The sequence below is a fragment of the Tianweitania sediminis genome (genome assembly GCF_017813335.1).
In the GTDB taxonomy this organism is placed as follows: domain Bacteria; phylum Pseudomonadota; class Alphaproteobacteria; order Rhizobiales; family Rhizobiaceae; genus Tianweitania; species Tianweitania sediminis.
The window spans coordinates 790,809-813,830 of record NZ_JAGIYY010000001.1 but is presented as its reverse complement, the minus strand read 5'-3'; the positions used below and the strand labels follow the sequence as shown (position 1 = coordinate 813,830).

19 protein-coding genes are annotated in these 23,022 nt (G+C 62.5%); 15 read left to right on the top strand and 4 right to left on the bottom strand.

Annotation, left to right across the window (positions count from 1 at the left end):
- Positions 1–8: 8 nt before the first annotated feature.
- Entirely contained in the window at positions 9–1,070 is a 1,062-nt protein-coding gene (locus J5Y06_RS03860) for a TraB/GumN family protein (protein ID WP_209333766.1), read from the top strand.
- An 81-nt stretch (positions 1,071–1,151) separates the two neighbouring features.
- Positions 1,152–1,571, top strand: a complete 420-nt coding sequence (locus tag J5Y06_RS03855; protein ID WP_209333765.1) for a hypothetical protein — start codon at positions 1,152–1,154, stop codon at positions 1,569–1,571.
- Positions 1,572–1,619: 48 nt separating this feature from the next.
- On the opposite strand, the gene J5Y06_RS03850 is transcribed toward J5Y06_RS03855, so the two are convergent.
- Positions 1,620–2,504 carry a LysR family transcriptional regulator gene (locus tag J5Y06_RS03850; protein WP_209333764.1) on the bottom strand — a complete coding sequence of 295 codons (885 nt, stop codon included), beginning with the start codon at positions 2,502–2,504 and terminating at the stop codon, positions 1,620–1,622.
- Positions 2,505–2,652: 148 nt separating this feature from the next.
- Between J5Y06_RS03850 and J5Y06_RS03845 the strand changes: the two genes are divergently transcribed.
- A complete protein-coding gene (locus J5Y06_RS03845; protein WP_209333763.1) occupies positions 2,653–4,149 on the top strand; it encodes a CoA-acylating methylmalonate-semialdehyde dehydrogenase in 1,497 nt (498 codons plus the stop codon).
- A gap of 242 nt (positions 4,150–4,391) precedes the next feature.
- Positions 4,392–4,742: a hypothetical protein gene (locus J5Y06_RS03840; protein ID WP_209333762.1), complete on the top strand. Its 351-nt coding sequence runs from the start codon at positions 4,392–4,394 to the stop codon at positions 4,740–4,742.
- Between the two features lie 64 nt (positions 4,743–4,806).
- Here J5Y06_RS03840 and J5Y06_RS03835 read toward each other — a convergent pair whose 3' ends face one another.
- Entirely contained in the window at positions 4,807–5,451 is a 645-nt protein-coding gene (locus tag J5Y06_RS03835) for a GntR family transcriptional regulator (RefSeq protein ID WP_209333761.1), read from the bottom strand.
- Between the two features lie 81 nt (positions 5,452–5,532).
- On the opposite strand from J5Y06_RS03835, the gene J5Y06_RS03830 reads away from it, so the two are divergent.
- From J5Y06_RS03830 to J5Y06_RS03780, 11 genes are all read left to right on the top strand, one after another.
- Positions 5,533–6,426: a dihydrodipicolinate synthase family protein gene (locus tag J5Y06_RS03830; protein ID WP_209333760.1), complete on the top strand. Its 894-nt coding sequence runs from the start codon at positions 5,533–5,535 to the stop codon at positions 6,424–6,426.
- Between the two features lie 18 nt (positions 6,427–6,444).
- Positions 6,445–7,689, top strand: coding sequence for an NAD(P)/FAD-dependent oxidoreductase (locus J5Y06_RS03825; RefSeq protein ID WP_209333759.1), 1,245 nt, complete (start codon positions 6,445–6,447; stop codon positions 7,687–7,689).
- Between the two features lie 8 nt (positions 7,690–7,697).
- On the top strand, positions 7,698–8,696 hold the full coding sequence (locus J5Y06_RS03820) for a 4-hydroxyproline epimerase (RefSeq protein ID WP_209333758.1): 999 nt from the start codon (positions 7,698–7,700) through the stop codon (positions 8,694–8,696).
- A gap of 230 nt (positions 8,697–8,926) precedes the next feature.
- Positions 8,927–9,856: an ABC transporter permease subunit gene (locus J5Y06_RS03815; RefSeq protein WP_209333757.1), complete on the top strand. Its 930-nt coding sequence runs from the start codon at positions 8,927–8,929 to the stop codon at positions 9,854–9,856.
- Positions 9,856–11,307, top strand: a complete 1,452-nt coding sequence (gene livM / locus J5Y06_RS03810; protein WP_209333756.1) for a high-affinity branched-chain amino acid ABC transporter permease LivM — start codon at positions 9,856–9,858, stop codon at positions 11,305–11,307. The genes J5Y06_RS03815 and livM overlap by 1 nt, the downstream gene beginning before the upstream one ends.
- A gap of 89 nt (positions 11,308–11,396) precedes the next feature.
- A complete protein-coding gene (locus J5Y06_RS03805; protein ID WP_209334361.1) occupies positions 11,397–12,320 on the top strand; it encodes an ABC transporter ATP-binding protein in 924 nt (307 codons plus the stop codon).
- Entirely contained in the window at positions 12,320–13,045 is a 726-nt protein-coding gene (locus J5Y06_RS03800) for an ABC transporter ATP-binding protein (RefSeq protein ID WP_209333755.1), read from the top strand. The genes J5Y06_RS03805 and J5Y06_RS03800 overlap by 1 nt, the downstream gene beginning before the upstream one ends.
- 8 nt (positions 13,046–13,053) lie before the next feature.
- Positions 13,054–13,407, top strand: a complete 354-nt coding sequence (locus tag J5Y06_RS03795) for a DUF6867 family protein (RefSeq protein ID WP_245247544.1) — start codon at positions 13,054–13,056, stop codon at positions 13,405–13,407.
- Positions 13,408–13,566: 159 nt separating this feature from the next.
- Positions 13,567–14,667: a branched-chain amino acid ABC transporter substrate-binding protein gene (locus J5Y06_RS03790; protein WP_209333754.1), complete on the top strand. Its 1,101-nt coding sequence runs from the start codon at positions 13,567–13,569 to the stop codon at positions 14,665–14,667.
- Between the two features lie 136 nt (positions 14,668–14,803).
- Positions 14,804–18,262 carry a pyruvate carboxylase gene (gene pyc / locus J5Y06_RS03785; protein ID WP_209333753.1) on the top strand — a complete coding sequence of 1,153 codons (3,459 nt, stop codon included), beginning with the start codon at positions 14,804–14,806 and terminating at the stop codon, positions 18,260–18,262.
- Positions 18,263–18,433: 171 nt separating this feature from the next.
- Positions 18,434–19,555: an MFS transporter gene (locus J5Y06_RS03780; protein ID WP_209334359.1), complete on the top strand. Its 1,122-nt coding sequence runs from the start codon at positions 18,434–18,436 to the stop codon at positions 19,553–19,555.
- A gap of 24 nt (positions 19,556–19,579) precedes the next feature.
- On the opposite strand, the gene J5Y06_RS03775 is transcribed toward J5Y06_RS03780, so the two are convergent.
- Positions 19,580–19,738 (bottom strand): DUF3309 family protein, encoded by a 159-nt coding sequence (locus tag J5Y06_RS03775; protein WP_209333752.1) that lies wholly within the window; start codon positions 19,736–19,738, stop codon positions 19,580–19,582.
- Between the two features lie 113 nt (positions 19,739–19,851).
- Positions 19,852–23,019 (bottom strand): efflux RND transporter permease subunit, encoded by a 3,168-nt coding sequence (locus J5Y06_RS03770; protein ID WP_209333751.1) that lies wholly within the window; start codon positions 23,017–23,019, stop codon positions 19,852–19,854.
- Positions 23,020–23,022: the final 3 nt, after the last annotated feature.

The following is a 23,022-nucleotide window of genomic DNA, read 5'->3' as shown; positions in this document are numbered from 1 at the left end:
AAGGAGAGATGGCTTCATTCCTGTCCTTGGTTCATCGTTCAGCGGCAATTGCCTTGTGGGGGCTTGGGGCCGCCAACCTGCTGTTCTTTCTTGTTTTTCTCGCCGTCCTGACGACAGCCGTGCAAAGCAGGGCGGCCGAAACTGCCGCTTGCTCCGGAATGGATCTGGTTGAACACCTCGCAGGCAGCGATCCGGCGGCAATGCGCCGGGTGGAAGCTGCCGCGGCCGCCATTCCGAATGGCAGGGCCATCTTCTGGCGGATCGAGAAGGACGGCGTTGCCCCTTCCTTCCTGCTGGGCACCATGCATGTTGCCGATCCGAGAGTTGTTGCGCTCCCCACCGCTGCGGAGGCAGCACTGCGTGAAGCGGCGACCGTGGTGATCGAAACCACCGACATCCTAGAGCCCGGCCGCATGCTGGCTGTTTTGGCCGAGCATCCAGACCTCACCATGTTCACGGACGGCACCTCGCTAAGCAGCCGCCTCACGGGGGACCAGCGCCGCATGCTGGAAACGAGGCTGGCCGCGAAGGGGCTCAACCTCAACAGCGTCAACAAGATGAAGCCTTGGATGCTTGCGACGGTTCTCGCAACGCCGGCCTGCGAGGTTGCGCGGCGCGCCACCGGTGAGCCGGTCCTGGACATGAAGATCGCCCAGGAAGCAAAGGCTGCCGGCAAGCCCGTGCTCGGGCTCGAAACCGCCCTCGACCAGCTAGAGGCCATGGCGAGCCTGCCGATGGACTTCCACCTTCAGGCCCTGCTCGAAACCGTAGCACTAGCTGACCAAATCGACGACGTCGTGGAAACGATGGTGGGCCTCTACAACCGAGCCGAGATCGGCATGATCTGGGCGGCCCTTGATGAAACGCTTCCTCACGGAAGCACCGATAGCTATTCCGAATTCGAGCGGGTGATGGTCACCGCCCGCAACCACACAATGGCAGAACGCGCTGCTCCTCTTCTTGAAGCGGGCAACGCCTTCCTGGCCGTCGGGGCGCTCCACCTTCCAGGTGAGGAAGGACTGGTTGAACTGCTGCGTGCCCGCGGTTTCAGGCTGGACGCGGTGCACTGAAACCGCGTTTCAAATTCCTGTGAAACCGATTCGAGGATAACCGCGTTATCAGGCCACAACAACTGATGGAGATCCGCGAAAATGGCACTTCCGCCCAACCATGATCCGCTTTCGCCCAACCGCACCACGACTGACCCGGCGTCGCCGGATCCGGTGGTCACGCCGGGCTCGACCTATAACCAGACCAATGTCAGCCCAGGCCGCAGCGGCTCCGGCAACGGCATCTTGATCGGTGCAGTTGTCGTCGTGCTGGCAATCGTCGCCTACTTCGTGTTCGTGCCGAACAACACCCCTGGCACGGATGCCGAACCCACAGCTGCCACGACTTCGGTGACACCGGCTCCCATCGCGGATGAGCCAGCCGCTCCGGCTGCAGCCCCTGCCGATGCACCTGCCCCGGTTGACTCCGCCGCGCCTGCCGCTGCTCCAGCCCCTGCTGGTGGTGAAACACCTCCCGGCACGGTTCCGGCTACAGGTACGGCTCCGGCCGCCAACCAGTAAGGCAACAATGAACTCGGATTAGGCCCGCTTCCGCGGGCCTTTTTCGTTTCAGGAAAAGATCGCCCGCTCGCGTTCCACTGCTTCCTGGATAAACGCTGCAACGGTCTGGACCCGCCGCACTCCCCGAACCGACTCGTGGTAAACCAGCCAGTAGCTTCGCCGGATTGCGGCAAATCCCGGCACTGCCACGAGGTCGGCTGCGTATTGGCGTGCAATGAAGGTGTGCAGAATGCCGATGCCGGCATTGGACCGCACCGCTTCCACCTGCCCCAAGGCCGATGAGATTGCGAACCGGCTCGTCCAGTCCGGCGTGAGGTCCGGCGCATAATCGAGAGATGGACTGACGGTCAGGTCGCCGACATAGCCGACCAGCTGGTGCTGCAGCAGGTCTTCGACGGTTTGCGGCACGCCATGCTCGCTGGCATATCCCGAACCGGCGTAAAGACCCAGCGAATAATCGACCAGCTTGCCCGCAATCAGCCGGCCTTCCACCGGCCGGTCCACGGTAATGGCCAGATCCGCTTCGCGCCGAGACAAGGAAAAGGAACGCGGCACCGGCACCAGCTGGATTTCGAGTTGCGGATGCCGGCTGATCAGCACGCCCAGCCTCGACGCCAGAAACGCCACGCCGAAGCCATCTGGAGCGCCGATCCGGACCGGTCCGGATACCGCTTCTTCTTCGCCGGAAAGCTCGGCCCGGGTGGCGATCAGGTCGGCTTCCATGCGTTCGGCCACTTGCAGGAACTGCTCGCCTGCGGGCGTCAACAAGGTGCCTGTGGTGACCCGCCGGAACAGGCGCGTCTTCAGATCCGCTTCGAGCGCGGCGACCCGGCGCGAAACGGTGGCGTGGTTGACCCCGAGGCGGCGCGCCGCGCCTAGGATCTGCCCCGCCCGCGCAACCGCCAGGAAGATGCGGATGTCATCCCAGTTCACGCACAACCCTCCCCTTGCGGCGTTTGTAGCCCTTCCCTGAAGCGACATCAATTCATGCACAACGGTTGCTGCGCCGCTCGCATTGCGCAGGTCGGGCTTGGAGGCGTAGAAACGCGCCACCACCCACCAGCCTGACGAGGGAGCGAGAATGACTGAGGTCGGACATTTCATCGGAGGCAAGCACGTCGCCTCCACCAGCGGACGCAGCCAGGACATCATGCAGCCAATGGACGGCAGCGTCCGCGGCAAGGTTGCGCTCGGCACGGTTGCGGAACTCCGCCAGGCCGTGGAAAACGCCAAGGCTGCGCAGCCGGCCTGGGCAGCAACCAACCCGCAGCGGCGCGTGCGCGTTCTCATGAAGTTCCTGCAGCTTGTGGAACGCGACTACGATGAACTCGCCGAACTACTCGCTCGCGAGCACGGCAAGACCATTCCCGATGCCAAGGGCGATATCCAGCGCGGCCTTGAAGTCGTGGAAGTCTGCATTGGCGCCCCGCACCTGATGAAGGGCGAATTCACCGACGGCGCAGGTCCCGGCATCGACGTGTATTCCATGCGCCAGCCGCTCGGCGTCGTTGCCGGCATTACGCCGTTCAACTTCCCGGCCATGATCCCGCTTTGGAAGATCGCCCCGGCAATCGCCTGCGGTAACGCCTTTATCCTGAAGCCGTCGGAGCGTGACCCGGGCGTGCCGATGAAGATTGCGGAACTGTTCCTCGAGGCAGGTCTGCCCGCCGGCATCCTCAACGTCGTCAACGGCGACAAGGAGATCGTGGACGCCATTCTCGACCATCCGGACATCAAGGCAATCGGCTTCGTCGGCTCCACGCCGATCGCGCAGTACATCTATTCGCGTGCCACGGCGAACGGCAAGCGCGCCCAGTGCTTCGGCGGCGCCAAGAACCACATGATCATCATGCCGGATGCAGATATGGACCAGACCGTGGATGCGCTGATCGGCGCCGGCTACGGTTCTGCCGGCGAGCGTTGCATGGCCATCTCGGTTGCGGTGCCAGTTGGCAAGGAAACAGCCGATCGTCTCGTCGAAAAGCTGATCCCGCGCGTGGAAAGCCTGAAGGTCGGTCCGTCAACCGATCCGTCCGCCGATTACGGTCCGTTGGTGACCCAGCAGGCCCTCGACCGCGTCAAGGGCTATGTCGATGCTGGTGTCAAGGAAGGCGCCAAGCTCGTGGTGGATGGCCGCGGCTTCAAAATGCAGGGTTACGAGAACGGCTACTACATGGGTGGCTGCTTGTTCGACGAAGTGACGCCGGACATGTCGATCTACAAGGAAGAGATCTTCGGTCCCGTTCTTTCGGTGGTGCGGGCGGCAAACTACGAGGAAGCGCTCAAGCTGCCGAACGAGCATGAATATGGCAACGGCGTCGCTATCTTCACACGCGACGGGGATGCCGCGCGCGATTTCGCGTCACGCGTTCAGGTCGGCATGGTTGGCATCAACGTTCCGATCCCGGTTCCGATTGCCTACTACACCTTTGGCGGCTGGAAGGGTTCGGGCTTCGGCGATCTGAACCAGCACGGTTCCGATGCTTTCCGTTTCTACACCAAGACGAAGACGGTGACCTCGCGCTGGCCGTCCGGTGTCAAGGAAGGCGCTGAGTTCGTCATCCCGACGATGAACTGACCTCACGAACCTCTGGATTGCAGGAAGGCGGCGCTTGAAGCGTCGCCTTTTTTGTTCCGGCAAGGCTTTTTAACAGCCGTCAAGAAAACGTGATGAAACGGGAAGCCGGCTTTAAGCTTCCTTACTTGCGGCGGCGCGAAACAAACAAACGACCGGCGAAACCAGAAGCAGGACCGACACGAAGCGTCGGAGGAGCTATGTCTCCTTCATGGGCGACGTGCGGCCAAAATAGGAGAAGGCCAATGATACGCATCGCTACCCTTCTTGCACCAGTTGCTGTTGCCGGTATTTTCGCCTCTGCTCCAGCAATCCATGCTGACCCCGTGGCTCCGGCTCCGCAGCTTGCGAGCGAAACCATGGCGCAGATGAACACGTGCGCGGCGCGCAACGAGATTGTTCAGAAGCTTTCCGACCAGTTCAAGGAAGCGCCACAGGCTGTCGGCGTCGTCGACAAGAGCGCGGTTCTGGAAGTGTTTGTTTCCGACGCTGGAACCTGGACCATCATCGCCACGGGCACCGATGGAAACAGCTGCATCCTTTCGGCGGGTGAAGGCTGGCAGAGCACGAACTTCGTGGCAGGCCGCAACGCCTGATCCCGGGCCTTCCGCTCCAGAACGTTTCAAAGGCCCGGCTCTGCCGGGTTTTTGCTTTGGGGCTTCAGCCCATGATCGCAGCCGCGTCCTGCCGGAGCATGTCCATGAGGTTGCCCATAGCGGCTTCCGCACCTGCCGCATCGCCGCGCAGCACCGCCTCGATCACCGCGATGTGCCGATTGGCGGCTTGCGCCAATCCGCTGCCGCGCCGGTAGCGGTACCAGTAACGCCGGCTGTGGGTTTGCAGCGGCGCTGCCACCCGCACCGCGTAGGGATTGTCGGCAGCTTTCGCCAGTGCCTCGTCCCAAGCCTTGTCGGCAGCCAGAAAGGCACGGTCGTCGTCGGCTGCGGCCGCGGCATACATGCCCTCGGAAGCTTGCAGAAAAGGACGCTGGGCATCTGCCTGGATCGCAAGCGCTGCGGAACGGGCCAACACCACTTCGATGCCACATCGTGCATCGAGAACCTTGTTCCAGCCGGTTCCCTCCAGCGGCGCAACAAGAAGGCCCGCGCGTGGGCGCACAAGGAGAAAGCCCTCCCAGGCAAGACGCTGGATCGCTTCGCGAACAGGGGTTCGGCCGAGCGACACACGCTCCACAAGCGCGGCTTCCGTGGTGGTGCTGCCGGGCGCCAGTTCCAGCGTCACGATCATTTCTTCCAAAGCGCGGTAGGCGCGCAGGGAAACCGGCAGATCGACTATCTGGCTCATGCTATTGATATATCACAGCTTGACAGAAACTTAGAACGAGCCTTAACAAAGCTTCTGTTGATATATCAGAGGTACTACGCGATGTGGTCAGGTGTTTTTCCAGCCGTCACAACGAAGTTCACGGCCGACGATGAGCTTGATCACGCTGAAAACGAGCGCTGCTTCGCACTCCAGATGGAGGCGGGCTGCGACGGCATCATCGTTGCTGGCTCACTTGGCGAAGGTCCGATGCTGAGCCATGACGAAAAAATTGCGGTTCTAAAGACGGCGCAAAGCGTTGCTGGGGGTAAGCCGGTGCTGCTCACCGTCAACGAGGCCGGCACGCGCGAAGCCGAGCAGATGGCCAGGCGTGCCGCAAAAGCCGGTGCATCCGGGCTGATGGTGGTGCCGTCTCCGATCTATCACACCAACCCCGAAGAAACCGTGGCGGCGCTGAACGCGGTGGCGGCAGCCGCCGACCTGCCGGTCATGGTCTATTCCAACCGCGTCGCTTACCGCGTCGACGTCACGATCCCCATCATGGAAGAACTGGCAAAAGACACGCGCTTCGTCGCCATCAAGGAGTCGTCGGACGATATCCGTCGCTCCACGGAGATCATCTCGGCCTTCGGCGATCGCTTCGATCTTTTCACAGGGGTCGACAACCTCGCCTTTGAAGCGCTGTCGGTGGGCGCCGTCGGCTGGGTAGCCGGACTGGTCACTGCCTTCCCCCGCGAAACGGTGGCGATTTATCAGTTGATGAAGCAAGGTCGCCGCGATGAAGCGCTCTCCATCTACCGCTGGTTCCGGCCATTGCTCGACCTCGACGTGTCCACCTATCTCGTGCAGAACATCAAGCTCGCGGAAGTGCATGCGATCAACACCAACGATCGGGTGCGGCGTCCCCGCCTGCCGCTGTTCGGCGAAAGGCGGGCAGCCGTCGAAAAGATCATCACTGATGCGCTGGCCAGTCGCCCGAGCCTGCCCCGCTTCTGAGCCAAGGATCGCCAGTCGATGAACACCGCGCCAGAGGAAATCGTTGTTGTCGGCGCAGGCATCATCGGCATCTGCGTTGCTGCCAATCTCGCCGAAGCCGGTGAACGGGTCATTCTTTATGATCGCACCGGCATTTGCGAGGAAACGAGCTCGGGAAACGCGGCCGCGCTTGCCTTTTCCGATCCCCTCCCGCTTGCCCATAAGGGCATGCTGCGAAAGCTGCCCGGCTGGCTAATGGACCCGCTCGGTCCCTTGGCCATCCCACCGGCCTACCTGCCGCAACTCGCACCCTGGTTGTTTCGGTTCTTGAAGGCCGGAAACCCGAAGCTTTTCGAGGCGGGACTGAATGCCCAGGCAGCCTTGATGCGGCTGGCCGAAAGCGAATGGGCGGGCCTTGCCGGGCGCGCCGGAACAGCAGGCATGATCAGCAGCAATGGCGCCATCGACCTCTTTGAAAGCGAGGCCGAGTTCCGCGGGTCGCTACCTGGCTGGGATGCGCGCGAAAAGCTCGGCATCCCCTTTGAACACGTGGCCGGCAGCCGCCTTGCCGAGCTCCAGCCGGGGCTGTCGCCGCGCTTCACGCACGGCACCTTCCAGCCCACCTGGAAACAGGTCGCTGATCCCAAACTGTTCGGTCAGGCGATCTGGGCCTATGCCGAACAACAAGGCGCCCGGTTCGAGCGCGCGACCATCCAGGCCCTCGAACCCGGCGGCAACGGCACCACGATCCGCTTCAAGGATGGAACAACACGCCTGGCGAGGCGCGTTGTCGTGGCGGCGGGTGCCTGGTCGCATCAACTTGCGGCTGGTCTCGGCGACCGCATTCCACTGGAAACCGAGCGGGGCTACAACACGACGCTGCCGCCGGGCGCGTTTGATCTGAAGCGCCAGCTCACGTTCGTGGGCCACGGCTTCGTTGTGTCGCCGCTCACTACCGGCGTGCGCATCGGTGGCGCTGTTGAACTCGCTGGGCTCAAGCGCCCGCCCAACTACGCCCGCTCCAAGGCAATGCTGGAAAAGGCGCGGCAATTCCTGCCGGGGCTCAAAACGGAAGGTGGACGCGAATGGATGGGGTATCGACCTTCGCTGCCGGACTCCCTTCCCGTGATCTCACCTGCAAAAAGGCCCGGCATCTTCTATGCCTTCGGCCACGGGCATCTCGGTCTCACCCAGGCTGCGGCGACGGGACGCTTGATCCGCGACCTTCTTCTCGCGCAAACGCTGCCGATCGATCTTCAGCCTTTCGTGGCTAACCGCTTCTAGGAGCACCCATGGCCCGGCACACCTTTTCCTGCATTGATGGCCACACCTGCGGCAATCCGGTGCGCCTGGTTTCCGGCGGAGGGCCTCTGCTGCAGGGCGCAACGATGATGGAGCGCCGCGCCCATTTCCTCGCCGAGTATGACTGGATCCGCACCGGCCTGATGTTTGAGCCGCGCGGCCATGACGTCATGTCGGGTTCCATTCTTTACCCGCCTACACGCGATGATTGCGACATTGCCATCCTGTTCATCGAAACGTCGGGCTGCCTGCCGATGTGTGGCCATGGCACGATCGGTACGGTCACGATGGCGATCGAGCAGGGGCTGGTGCGGCCGAAAACTCCGGGCACGCTTCGGCTTGATACCCCCGCTGGCCTGGTGATTGCGGAATACCGGCAGGAAGGAGACTACGTCGAGGAAGTGCGCATCACCAACGTGCCGTCCTTCCTTTACGCCGAAGGCCTGGCGATCGACTGTCCCGGCCTCGGCGAGATCACGGTCGATGTTGCTTATGGCGGCAACTTCTATGCCATCGTCGATCCGCAGCCGAACTTCCGCGACATCGCGGATTTCGCTGCCGGCGATCTTATCGCCATGAGCCCGGTTCTGCGCCAGCGCCTCAACGAGCGCTACCAGTTCGCCCATCCGGAAAACCCCGCCATCAACCGCTTAACGCATATACTTTGGACCGGTGCGCCCACGGTGGAAGGGGCGCATGCCCGAAACGCGGTGTTCTATGGCGACAAGGCAATCGACCGTTCGCCCTGCGGTACCGGGACCTCCGCCCGCATGGCGCAACTCCATGCCAAGGGAAAGCTGAAGGCTGGCGACGCCTTCGCACACGAGTCGATCATCGGATCGGTTTTCAACGGTCGGGTGGAACGCGAGGCCAAAGTCGCAGGTCGCCCGGCGATCATTCCCTCCATCGCTGGATGGGCGCGGCAAACCGGCTTCAACACGATCTTCATCGACGATCGCGACCCGTTTCGTCATGGCTTCAGCGTTTAGCCGCAACTGAAGGTTGGCGATCTCCCTCGGTTACGTGCTTTGCTCCAGTAACGTCACCGCGCTAGTCCACAGGCCAAATGCCTTAGAAGTGGCCGAAGCCTACGTTTCAGCCATTGTTGCAGAATTTTGGCGTTGCAATCCGAAAGCGAGCCGCTAGGACTAGAAAAAATCAGCAGGGTACCGGCAGCTCGCAGAAGGCCGCGGCCACCCTCGGGGAGCAAAGCTACCGTATGGAATATTTTCTTCAGCAGCTTATCAACGGGCTGACGCTGGGGTCTATCTACGGGCTGATCGCGATCGGCTACACGATGGTCTACGGCATCATCGGCATGATCAACTTCGCCCATGGCGACATCTTCATGATCGGCGCCTTCATTGCCTTGGCGACCTTCCTGATCCTCACCAGCGTGCTCGGCTTCGCATTCCTGCCGCTGGTTCTCCTGATCGTGCTGATTGTATCCATGCTGTTTACCGCCGCCTGGGGCTGGACGGTTGAACGGATCGCATATCGCCCGTTGCGTGGCTCCTTCCGCCTCGCCCCGTTGATCACCGCCATCGGCATGTCGATCGTTCTGCAGAACTTCGTTCAGATCTCCCAGGGCGCACGCGTGAAGCCGCTTCCGCCGCAGATCCAGGGCGGCATCACCTTGATGCAGGGCGACACGGAAACCGGCGCGATCCTCGTCCAACTTTCCTACATGCAAATCATCATCATCCTGACCACCCTTGTGCTGATGGCAGGCTTCACCCTGCTGATTTCGCGCACTTCGCTCGGGCGCTCGCAACGCGCTTGCGAACAGGATCGCAAGATGGCATCGCTGCTCGGCGTCAACGTCGACCGCACGATCTCGCTGACCTTCGTTATGGGCGCGGCGCTCGCGTCCGTGGCGGGACTGATGTTCCTGCTGCTTTATGGGGTGATCGACTTCTATATCGGCTTCCTCGCGGGGGTGAAGGCTTTCACAGCGGCCGTTCTGGGCGGCATCGGCTCGTTGCCGGGCGCCATGCTCGGAGGCATCCTGATCGGCCTCATCGAAGTGTTCTGGTCGGGCTATTTCAGCGTCGAATACAAGGACGTGGCGGCCTTTTCGATCCTGGCCATCGTGCTGATCTTCCTGCCGTCGGGCCTGCTCGGCAAACCGGAAGTGGAGAAGGTCTGATGGCGTCAGACACCACTGTTCCCTCCGCTTCGGAAATGAAGCCGGCGGGCGCTCAAGCCCTGCGCGAAGCCCGCAGCGACGCCGGTGGCCCGCCCGTAAAGCGCTACACGCTGCGCGACACGCTGATCGACGCAGTCGGTGCAGCGCTGCTTACCGGCGTGCTCGGCTTCTTCTTTCTTGCCCTTCGAACCGAGATTGCTCCGGGCGGCCTCGACATCACCACCCGCTGGGTTCTCTGGTTCACCGCCGTCGCGATTGTCTTTGTCGGCCGGCTCCTGCTCAACCTCTTCGTTTTCCGGACCGAGCGCCCGATCACCCGCAGGCTGCGCCGCAGCAGCGGCGGCAAGGTTGCCGTGCGGCCCGGCTGGGTGTCGCGGGCAATTGCGATCGCCCTTTTCGCGATCGCCGCATTCCTGCCTTTCCTGATCATGGCGATCTTCCCTGGTCAGCAGCGTCAGCTGATCGACCTCTCCATCCTGATCCTGACCTATGTGATGCTTGGCTGGGGTCTCAACATCGTGGTGGGACTCGCAGGCCTGCTGGACCTTGGCTACGTCGCCTTCTATGCGGTGGGAGCCTATTCCTTTGCGCTGCTGTCCACGCACTTCGAGTTCATCGGGTTCTGGACGGCGCTGCCCCTGGCCGGCATGCTCGCTGCATTCTGGGGTCTTGCCCTCGGCTTCCCCGTCTTGCGGCTGCGCGGCGATTATCTGGCTATTGTCACTCTCGCATTTGGCGAGATCATTCGCGTCGTCTTGCTCAACTGGTACGAGGTAACCGGCGGCCCCAACGGCATCTCCGGCGTCCCCAAGCCCACCTTCTTCGGCTACGAGTTCACGCGCGGAGAGGATGGCGCATCCGCTCTGCTCGGCCTCGAATACTCCACCATCCACCGCTTCATCTATCTCTACTACATCATCTTCCTTTTGGCTTTGCTCACCAACTTCGTGACGATGCGGCTGCGCAAGCTGCCGGTGGGACGTGCCTGGGAAGCCTTGCGCGAAGACGAGATCGCCTGCCGTTCGCTCGGGATCAACACCACCAACACGAAGCTGACGGCGTTCTCGATCGGGGCGATGTTTGGCGGCTTCGCGGGCTCCTTCTTCGCCACCCGGCAGGGCTTCATTTCGCCGGAAAGCTTCACCTTCCTCGAGTCCGCGATCATTCTGGCGATCGTCGTTCTTGGCGGGCTCGGCTCACAGATCGGCGTCGTGGTCGCATCCGTGGTGATGATCGGCGGCATCGAGCTGCTGCGCAACGTTGGCTTCCTCGGCAATCTGCTGCCGGGCTTCGATCCGGTCCAGTACCGCATGCTGATCTTCGGTCTTGCCATGGTTGCGATCATGGTCTGGAAGCCGCGAGGCTTGGTGACGACGCGAACGCCGTCCGCCGTGCTCAAGGAGCAGAAGAAGATCGGCGCCGACATGGTTTCGCAGGGAGAAGGTCATTGAGCATCGCGGCAGAGCCTCGGGTGCCGGTGGCGGGCACCAGCGTGCATCGGTGGGAAACCGATCCCGTTCTGACGGTGGAACACCTCACCATGCGCTTCGGCGGGCTGGTGGCCGTGGGCGACTTATCCTTTTCAGTCGGGCGCGGCGACATCACCGCGCTGATCGGGCCGAATGGCGCCGGCAAGACCACCGTCTTCAACTGCGTGACCGGCTTCTATAAGCCCACGGAAGGCCGCATCGTGATGCGCCATGGCGCCGGCGCGAAAGCCAACCTCGTCGAAAAGGTCACCGGCTCCAGTGCTCGCTACGAGACAGACAAGGGGAGCGGCGTGTTCCTTCTCGAGCGCATGCCCGACTTCGAGATTTCGAAGAAGGCCAAAGTCGCGCGCACATTCCAGAACATCCGCTTGTTTGGCGGCATGACGTTGCTCGAAAACCTGCTCGTTGCCCAGCACAACCCGCTAACGGTGGCATCGGGCTTCACCTTTGCAGGCATTCTTGGGCTGAGCTCCTACCGCAAGGCGCATCGGGAAGCGGTGGAAAAGGCCGTTTACTGGCTGGAGCGCGTAGGCCTCGTTGACCGTGCGGATGATCCCGCCGGCGACCTGCCCTACGGCGACCAGCGGCGACTCGAGATCGCGCGCGCGATGTGTACGGACCCGCAACTCCTTTGCCTCGACGAACCGGCTGCAGGCCTGAACCCGCGTGAATCGACGGAGCTCAACCAATTCCTGCAGTTCATCCGCGAGCAGGGAACGTCCGTGCTGTTGATCGAGCACGACATGGGCGTGGTGATGGAGATTTCCGATCACGTCGTGGTGCTGGATTACGGCGTCAAGATCTCCGATGGCGACTCAGGCTTCGTGAAAAACGATCCGAAGGTGATCGCGGCTTACCTGGGTGTCGACGATGAAGCCGAGATCGATGTGCCTGAGGTGCGCGCCGAGGTGACCGCGGCCCGCCACGAGCATGAGCATCAGGCCGATCCGCAGGCCGCACGGGACAGCAATTGATGGCGCAGCCGCTTCTTTCCGTTTCCGGCGTTGAAACCTATTACGGCAAGATCGTCGCCTTGCGCGGCGTGGATGTCGAGGTCAATCCGGGCGAGATCGTCACGCTCATCGGCGCCAATGGTGCCGGCAAGTCGACGCTGATGATGACCATTTGCGGTAGTCCGCAGGCGCGCACAGGGCGCATCCTTTACGACGGAACCGATATCACGCGCATGCCGACGCATGAGATCATGCGCCTGGGTATTGCGCAGTCACCTGAAGGCCGCCGCATCTTCCCGCGCATGACCGTGCTCGAGAACCTGCAGATGGGCGCACAGCTCGTGGCGCCCGAGCACTTCGACAGTGACCTCAAGCGCATCTACGAGCTGTTCCCCCGCTTGAAGGAACGCGCCTCGCAACGCGGTGGCACGCTGTCTGGTGGCGAACAACAGATGCTGGCGATCGCCCGCGCGTTGATGGGTCGCCCGAAGCTGCTTCTCCTGGATGAACCTTCGCTCGGTTTGGCGCCGCTCATCGTCAAGCAGATCTTCGAAGTCATTCGCGAACTCAACAAGAGCGAAGGCCTTACCGTTTTCCTGGTGGAGCAGAATGCCTTCCACGCCCTCAAGCTTGCCCATCGCGCTTACGTCATGGTGAACGGCCGCATCACGATGAGCGGCACGGGTGCGGAGCTCTTGAAACGGCCGGAAGTCCGAGCTGCCTATCTGGAAGGCGGGGCGCATTAGGAATCGACATGGCACCGGAAATGACTTGGATCTGGGAAGTGACGTTCTGGGAGTTCCTGTTCGTCACGATCATTCTTGCCGGCGGTGCGGCATATCTGACCGGCCGCGCCATCGCGTTGACGTGGCGCTCCATGGGAACGCTCGCCTTCTACATGGTGCTGCTGACTGCAGCGACGCGCTTCATCCACTTCGCGCTCTTCAACGGCACCCTGTTGTCGCCCTACTACTACGTCGTCGATCTGATCGTCCTTCTGGTTATCGCCACCATCGGCCAGCGGATCACCCGCAGCCAGCAGATGGCGCGCCAATATGGGTTCGAATACGACCGCAACGGCGGCCTCGGCTGGAAACGCCGGGCGTGATCGGCGGGTTAAGCTATTCTGGAGCAAGGCCTTTTCTTCGAAGGAAAATTGCGCTTTGATGCCGGATAAGCGGTTCCACAGGAACCGCAAGCGAGGAACCGGAAACAGCACCTCACCGGCCTCGCAATGGGAACATTGAAGGTGTTTATGGGAGTTCAAATGAAGAAGGTTCTTCTTGCCAGCGCGGCGCTTGGTTTGCTGATGTCCGGTCAGGCTCTGGCTGACATCACGATCGGCACCGCCGGCCCGATGACCGGGCAGTATGCTTCGTTCGGCGCTCAGTTGCGCGCGGGTGCCGAGCAGGCCGTCAAGGACATCAACGATGCCGGCGGCATCAATGGCGAAAAGCTCGTGCTGAAGGTCGGCGACGACGCCTGCGACCCCAAGCAGGCCGTGGCTGTTGCCAACCAGATGGCCGGTGACGGCGTCGTTTTCGTGGCCGGTCACTTCTGCTCCGGCTCCTCGATCCCGGCTTCGGCAGTCTATTCCGAAGAAGGCATCATCCAGATTTCGCCTGCTTCCACCAACCCGGCCTTTACGGATGAGCGTCCGGGCCCGGGCATCTACCGCGTTTGCGGCCGTGACGACCAGCAGGGCGAAGTGGCCGGCGCTTACCTGATCGACAACTTCGAAGGCAAGAAGGTCGCCTTCGTTCACGACAAGACCGCCTATGGCAAGGGTCTCGCAGACGCCACGATGGCGGCCTACGAGGAAAAGGGCGGCAAGCCGGCTATGTACGAAGCCTACACGGCTGGTGAAAAGGACTACACGGCTCTCGTTTCCAAGCTGAAGTCCGAAGGCGTGGACGTGCTTTACGTCGGCGGCTACCACACGGAAGCCGGCTTGATGGTGCGTCAGATGCGCGAGCAGGGCATGAACACCGTGCTGATGTCGGGCGACGCGCTTGTCACCGACGAGTATTGGGCGATCACCGGCCCGGCCGGCGAAGGCACGCTGATGACCTTCTCTCCGGATCCAAGCAAGAACGAGGCCGCCAAGCCCGTCGTGGACGCGCTGAAGGCCGCCAACCAGCCGGTGGAAGGCTACACGCTCTACACCTATGCTGCGATCCAGGCCTGGGCCGAAGCCGTGAAGGCTGCCGGTTCCACCGAGTTCGAGGCCGTCACCAAGGCGCTCGACGAAGGCCAGTTCAACACCGTGCTCGGCAATCTGGAGTTCGACGACAAGGGCGACGTCACCTTGCCGGGCTACGTCTTCTACGAGTGGAAGAACGGCACCTACGAAACCATCTCGCAGTAAGCCGCTCCGGCTTCGCGACAAACGCCCGGCTTCGTGCCGGGCGTTTTGCTTTTGGCGGCAGCCGATGCCGCCACTGCTGCTTGTTTGCGCTGCAACATCGGCTAAGCTCCCAAGACCCCGCGCTCGGAGCTCAGAAGTGCAGATCAAGAAAATCCTCGTCGCCAACCGTTCCGAGATCGCGATCCGCGTGTTTCGCGCCGCAAACGAGCTCGGCATCGCCACCGTTGCGATCTGGGCGGAAGAAGACAAATACGCGCTACATCGCTTCAAGGCCGACGAAAGCTATCCGATCGGGCGCGGTCCTCATCTGTCAAAGGATCTTGGTCCGATCGAAAGCTACCTTTCCATCGACGAGGTGATCCGCGTTGCCAGGCTTTCTGGCGCGGACGCGATCCATCCGGGATACGGCCTTCTTTCGGAAAGCCCTGAGTTCGCCGATGCCTGCGCCGAAAACGGCATCATCTTCATCGGCCCCAAGCCGGGGACCATGCGCCGGCTCGGCAACAAGGTCGCCGCCCGCAACCTCGCGATCGAGGTCGGCGTGCCGGTGGTCCCGGCAACCGAGCCGCTGCCCGACGACATGGACGCGGTCCGCAAACTTGCTGACGCGATCGGCTACCCTGTGATGCTGAAGGCGTCGTGGGGCGGAGGTGGCCGTGGCATGCGCGCCATCCGCGCTGAAGCGGATCTTGCGCGGGAAGTCACGGAAGCCAAGCGGGAAGCCAAAGCCGCCTTCGGCAAGGACGAAGTCTATCTCGAAAAGCTCGTCGAGCGCGCGCGCCACGTCGAAGTGCAGGTGCTTGGCGACACCCATGGCAACGCGGTGCATCTCTTTGAACGCGACTGTTCCATCCAGCGTCGCAACCAGAAGGTCGTGGAGCGCGCGCCAGCCCCTTACCTCGACCAGAGCCAGCGCGCGGAGCTTTGCGGTTATGCGCTGAAGATCGCCAAAGCCACGGATTACATCGGCGCCGGTACGGTCGAGTTCCTACAGGACGCGGACACTGGCAAGTTCTACTTCATTGAGGTCAACCCGCGCATTCAGGTCGAGCATACGGTCACCGAACAGGTCACCGGGATCGACATCGTCAAGGCGCAGATTCACATCCTCGAGGGAGCTGCAATCGGCACGCCCGAAAGCGGTGTCCCGGCGCAAAGCGAGATCCGGCTGAACGGACACGCCCTGCAGTGCCGCATCACAACGGAAGATCCGGAACAAAACTTTATTCCCGACTACGGCCGCATCACTGCTTACCGCGGCGCCACGGGGTTCGGCATCCGGCTCGATGGCGGCACCGCCTATTCCGGCGCGGTGATCACGCGCTTTTACGACCCGCTCCTGGAAAAGGTCACGGCCTGGGCGCCCACTGCCGGCGAAGCGATCAAGCGCATGGACCGCGCACTTCGCGAGTTCCGGATCCGCGGCGTGGCGACCAACCTCACCTTTCTTGAGGCCATTATCGGCCACCCGTCCTTCCTCGACAACAGCTACACCACACGCTTCATCGACACGACGCCGGAGCTTTTTGCGAGCGTGAAGCGGCAGGACCGGGCCACCAAGCTCCTGACCTACCTGGCGGACGTCACAATCAACGGACACCCGGAAACGCGCGGCCGCCCGACGCCGCGAAGCGACATTGCTGCTCCGCGTGTTCCGCATTTCGAGGCTGCGGTGCAGGATGGTACGAAGCAAAAGCTGGAAGCGCTCGGACCGGAAGGCTTCGCTCGGTGGATGCGCGCCGAAACGCGCGTGCTTGTGACCGACACCACCATGCGCGACGCGCACCAGTCGCTGCTTGCCACCCGCATGCGCACCGCCGACATCGCCGCGGTTGCTGGCGCCTATGCACGCGCGCTTCCGCAACTCCTTTCGCTGGAATGCTGGGGTGGCGCGACCTTCGACGTCGCCATGCGGTTCCTGACCGAGGATCCGTGGGAGCGGCTGGCACTCGTCCGCAAGGGCGCTCCAAACATCCTCCTGCAAATGCTTCTGCGCGGCGCAAACGGCGTCGGCTACACGAATTACCCCGACAATGTCGTGCAGCATTTCGTGCGCGAAGCGGCATCCGGCGGCGTCGACCTGTTTCGCGTCTTCGATTGCCTGAACTGGGTGGAGAACATGCGCGTCGCGATGGATGCTGTTCGCACCGAAAACAAGCTCTGCGAAGCGACGATCTGCTACACGGGCGATGTCCTCGATCCCCGGCGCACCAAATACGACCTGACTTATTACACGGGGATTGCCGCCGAACTGGAAAAAGCTGGCGCTCACATCATCGCGCTGAAGGACATGGCCGGTCTCCTGAAGCCCGCCGGCGCGCGTGTCCTGTTCAAGGCGCTGCGCGATGCGACCGACCTGCCCATCCACTTCCACACCCATGACACATCCGGCATTGCGGCCGCCACGGTGCTGGCCGCCGTGGAAGCTGGTGTCGATGCGGTGGATGCGGCAATGGATGCGTTTTCCGGCAACACCTCACAGCCATGCCTCGGGTCGCTGGTGGAAGCGCTGCGAGGGTCTGAGCGCGACACGAGCCTCGATGCCGAAGCGATCCGGCGCGTCTCGTTCTACTGGGAAGCGGTGCGCAATCAGTATGCGGCGTTTGAAAGCGACCTGAAGGGCCCAGCGTCGGAAGTGTATCTCCATGAGATGCCCGGTGGCCAGTTCACCAACCTTAAGGAGCAGGCGCGCTCGCTGGGACTGGAAACCCGTTGGCACGAGGTGGCGCAAGCCTACCACGACGTGAACCTGATGTTTGGCGACATCGTCAAGGTAACCCCCTCCTCCAAGGTGGTGGGCGACATGGCGCTGATGATGGTGAGCCAGGACTTGACCGTTGCGGACGTCGAAAACCCAACCAAGGACATCGCCTTCCCCGACTCCGTCGTGTCCATGCTGCGAGGCGACCTCGGTCAGTCTCCGGGCGGCTGGCCGGCAGCCTTGCAGAAGAAGGCGCTGAAGGGTGCTGAGCCCATCACCGCGCGTCCTGGCGCCCTGCTTGAGCCGGCGGATCTCGGAGCCAAGCGCAAGGAGCTCGCAGACAAGCTCGGCCGGCCAGCGAGCGAGCAGGAGTTCGCCTCCTGGCTGATGTACCCCAAGGTCTTCACCGACTTTGCTGCGGCGCAGGAAACCTATGGCCCCGTCAGTGTGCTGCCGACGCCCAACTACTTCTATGGCATGCGCCAGGAAGACGAGATTGCGCTCGACCTGGAGCGTGGCAAGACGTTGATTGTGCGCTGCCTTGCGATCGGCGATGTAGATGATCAAGGCATGGTGACCGTGTTCTTCGAGCTCAACGGCCAGCCACGCCGCATCAAGGTGCCGGACCGGCTGCGCGGCTCAAATGCGTCCAAGGCTCGCCGCAAGGTGGAAAGCGGAAACGAGGCGCAGGTCGGTGCACCGATGCCTGGCGTGGTCTCTACGCTCGCGATTTCTCCGGGGCGAAGCGTGAAGACCGGCGACGTGCTTCTGTCGATCGAGGCCATGAAGATGGAAACGGCGCTCCATGCCGAACGCGACGGCACGATCTCCGAGGTTCTGGTTCGCGCGGGCGACCAGATCGACGCCAAGGACTTGTTGGTGGTTTATGCCTAGATCTTCTGTTTCGCGGCAGTGACGAAACGTGACCGGCTGGCTGCCGGCAGTCTATCGCTGGCCCATTGACTGGTGCTTCAATCGATTTAGCTCTGCCGCGGGTGAGTGGAGAGCATCTTGAATACGGATCTTGAACGGAAGGCCCGACGCGGCCGTTGGGCGGTTGCGGCCATGTTTCTGGCGAACGGCTTCATCGTGGGCAGCTGGGCGCCACAAATACCGTTGCTTCTGACGAGGCTGGAGATCGGCGAGGCCACGCTCGGGCTTCTTATCCTCGGCTTCGGTCTCGGCGCCCTGGTAGCGATGCCCTCCTGTGGCGTGTTGATACCGCGCCTCGGCTCGCGACGTGTGCTTCGCTGGTTCGCGCTTGCCTGCTGCTTTGGGCTTCCCCTCGTGGTGATCATGCCGAACCTTTGGCTGGCCGCACCTGCGATGGTGCTGTTCGGTGCTCTGGTGGGCGGCATGGATGTTGCCATGAACACCAATGCGGTGGCGGTGGAGAAGGCATTGAAGCGCGCCATCATGTCGGCTTCGCACGGCTTCTGGAGCCTTGGCGGCTTTGCCGGCGGTGCGCTTGGCGGCATCACCATCCAGGCGCTCGGTTCCTTTTCCCACGCGCTGGTGGTGTCGGCCTTGTCGCTGGCAGCCGTCGGGGTGGCAGCGGTGGCGCTCATTGACGAGGATCAGCCGCAGGAAGGAGCGAGACAACCGCTGCGCTTTCCTCGCCAGCCGACCATCTATGTGGTTGGCCTGATCGCACTATTTGCGATGATCCCGGAAGGCGCCATTCTCGATTGGGCTGCTCTTTACCTGCGCCAGGAACGCGGCGCCGACATCGCGACGGCTGGTTTTGCCTTCGCCGCCTTTTCCGCCACCATGGCGGTCATGCGCTTCCTTGGAGACGCGGTTCGCAACCGCTTCGGCGCAGTGAGGACCCTGAGGATATCCGGCCTGATCGCTGCAATCGGACTGCTGGTGGCCGGGCTTTCACCGACCCCATGGCTGGTGATCGGCGCTCTTGGATTCGCGGGTCTCGGACTGGCCAACATCATCCCGATCGCCTTTTCGGCTGCAGGCAACCAGCCGGGCCTGCCCCCTGGGGCCGGGATGAGCGTGGTGACCACGCTGGGCTATTCAGGCATCCTCGTGGCGCCATCGTTCATTGGCTTCATTGGCCAGAACACCGGCTTCGCGGTGATCTTCATGGTTCTGTCCGTGTTTCTGCTGGCGATCAGCCTGGCAGCAGGCTTTGCTGCAACCGCGGACAGCGCTCGGCCTCCGCTTGGAAGTTGATGCTGCTGCCTGGTGCCTGGCGCATCAAACTTGGCCGATCATCACCAGAACAACCAGCACCACGAGAATGACGCCGATGATCCCGGAAGGGCCATAGCCCCAACCCCGGGAATAACGCCAACTCGGGATCGCACAGATCAAAAGCAGGATCAGAATGATGATCAGAAGGCTGGAAAGGGTCACGTCGGCTCTCCTCCACGGGAGCCAATGATGTGCTGGCTCATCCGCGGCAGCAATGCGCGGGAAACCCAACAGTTCCCCGGTGCTTCAACCCTGAGTCGAGCACCCGGCGGCACTTACTCGGCCGCCTTTGGGTAAGGCACCGCAGGACCGAACGGCTCGTTGCCCGCTTCCGGGACGTCCTTTTCATCCGGTTTGCGCCGCAACAAGCGGGAAAGGAGGCTGCGCTTGGCAGCCCGCTTCTTGTCACGGGTGAACACCATGAGGGCCGAAGGCGTCACCACCAGCGTCAGGACGGTGGCGAACGACAAGCCGAAGACGATGGCCGAGGACAGGGAAATCCACCATTGCGTCGACGGCGCGTTGATCGTGGTTTCCTGGTGGAAGATTTCCAGCCCCAGGCCGAAGGCGATCGGCAGCACGCCGAGAATGGCCGACAGCGCCGTCAGCACCACCGGGCGCGCGCGCTCACGACAAGTCTGCAGAATGGCGTCCCGCTTGCTCCATCCTTCTTCGCGCAGGCGGTCATAGGTGTCGATCAACACGATGTTGTTGTTTACCACCACACCCGCCAGCGCGATGACGCCAATGCCCGACATCACGATACCAAACGGCTGGCCGGTGATCAGCAAGCCGAGGAACACGCCGATCGTGGCCATCACCACGGTCATCAGCACGAGAAAAACGCTGGTGAACTTGTTGAACTGTGCGAGAAGCACAACGAAGATCAGGAAGATCGCGGCCCCAAAGGCGTTGGTCAGGAAGGTCGCCGCTTCCTGGCTTTCCTCATCCGAGCCGCCCAGCTTCCAGCGCACCGCGCCGAGGTTCATGTCAGACACGGCCTGCGTGACCTGCGCCTGCACGGCCGCCACCTGAAAGCCGTTCGCGATGTTGGCTTCCACCTTGATGGTGCGCTGGCCATTGATGCGGTTAAGGATGCTGACGCTTGGTTCGGCGACGCGGCTGACGAAGTTGGAGATCGGAACGGAGCCGCCGGGTGTTTCAACGCGCAGCTGGTCGAGCGTCGCCAGCGTGCGGCGCTCTTCAGGCAAGCGCAGCACGATGTCCACCGCATCATCTGACCCCGCAGGGCGGTAATCGGTAAGCTTGAGCCCTGTTGTGACGAGCTGCACCACCGTGCCGACCGAAGCGGGGCTCACGCCATATTGCGCCGCCTTTGCCCGGTCCACCTGTAGCGCCCAGTCCACGCCGGGAGGCGGCAAACCGTCGGTCAGGTCGATCACGCCGGGCACTTTGCCGATGGTGGCGGCAACCGCACGCGCCGTATCTGCCAGACCTTCAGGATTGGCCGTCGAGAGTTCCACCTGAATCGGCTTCCCGGTGGGCGGACCGGCTTCGGGAACGCGCACCTCGATGTCGGCGCCAGGGATGCCGGTCATCGCCACGCGCAGGTCATCCAGGATATCGTTGGCCGGCTTGCGCTCCCGCCAATCGATGAACTCGTACTGGATGACGCCAACAACGTCTTCCGCCGTTTCGTTGCCGCCACCGCGGGTCGACCCGGAACGGGTGTAAACTGACTTGATGCCCGGCCATCCGAGGATGCGCCTTTCGGCTTCGCGCACCGCCACGTCTTTTTCTTCCAGCGAAAGATTGCCGCGCGCATGCACGTAAAGCAGGCCGTAGTCCGGCTCCACATTCGGGAAGAATTCGACGCCGGCGCCATATCTGCCGTAGGCCATGAAGACGCCGACCAGCATCGCAACCGTCAGCAGCAACACCGTTTTCGGGAAGCGGACCGCGGCCTTGACGGTGTTCATGTAGAACCCGTCGCGCGCCTGCTCTTCTTCATGCGGGTGGGCCTTGGCGATCAGCGCACCGATCGTGGGCGTAAACACCAGCGCGTACAGCATGGATGCCGCCAAGGTCACGATCAGCGTGATCGGCAGGTATTTCATGAACTCGCCAACCAGGCCCGGCCAGAACAGGAGCGGCGAAAAGGCCGCGATACGCGTGAGGGTCGCGGCAATCACCGGGCCCGCCATGCGGCTGGCTGCTTCCGCGAAGGCCTGCTTGCGGTCCATGCCTTCCGACATCCGGCGCTCGGCATATTCGGTGACGATAATGGCGTCGTCCACCAGCATGCCGACGGCCAGGATCAGGCCGAACAGCACGATCATGTTGACCGTGTAGCCCATCAAGCCGAGCATCAAGATGCCAAGCAGGAACGACGAAGGGATCGACAAGCCGATCAGGATCGAGGCCCGGCCGGACAGGGAATAAAGGATGATGATGAAAACCAGGATCACGGCGATCAGCACGTGGTTCTGGAGGTCGCTCAGCATCTGGTTGATGAAAGTCGACTTGTCCTGGCTGAACGACACGACCGTGCCTTCCGGCAGATTTGCCTTGAAGTTCTCCGCAACGAGCTTCACCTGCTCCACCGTGTGGATCAGGTTCGTTCCCGTGCGCTTCTTGACCTCGATGGCAATCGCGGGCTGCCCGTCGAGGCGGGTAATGGTCTCGGCGTCCTTGAACGTCGAGCGCACGGTTGCGAGGTCCCTTGCCCGCACCACGGCGTTCGGCCCCGCCACGATCGGCAGGTCTGCCACATCTTCGGGCGTTTCGATCAAGGACGGCACCTTTACGGCATAGCGTCCTTCACTGCCTTCGATCGCGCCCGCCGCGACCAGGCTGTTGGAAGCGCCCACGCCCTGGATCAGCTGGTCGAGCCGCAATCCATAGGATGACAGCTTGACGGGATCGATGATGACCTCGACGAGATCTTCGCGCGCGCCCTGCAGGGTTGCCTCAAGCACGCCCTCCACCTCTTCGAGGCGGTCGCGCAGTTCACGTGCTGCGACCGTGAGCGCCCGTTCGGGAACGTCGCCCGACAAGGTCACCACGAGCACGGGGAAGTCGGACACGTTGACTTCCGTCACCGTTGGTTCATCGACGCCCTGGGGTAGGTCGCGCCGTGCGTCCTGGACCTTGGAGCGGACATCCTGCAGCGCGTTGGACAGATCCGCGCCGGCCATGAATTCCACCAGAACGAAGCCGCCGCCCTGGTAACCTGCGGCACGGATCTCCTTGACGTTCTGCAGGCTCTTCATCTGCGTTTCGACGGGGCGCAGCAGGAGCCGCTCGGCGTCTTCCGGGGAGATGCCCTGGTAGGTCAGGCTGACATAGATGATCGGGATCTGGATGTCCGGCTCGGCTTCCTTGGGGATCGCGCGGTAAACGAGCGCGCCCGCCACAATGAAGAACAGCAGGATGCACAGCGTCAGCCGTGCGTTGCGAATGGCGTAGCCAACCAAGCCCATCTT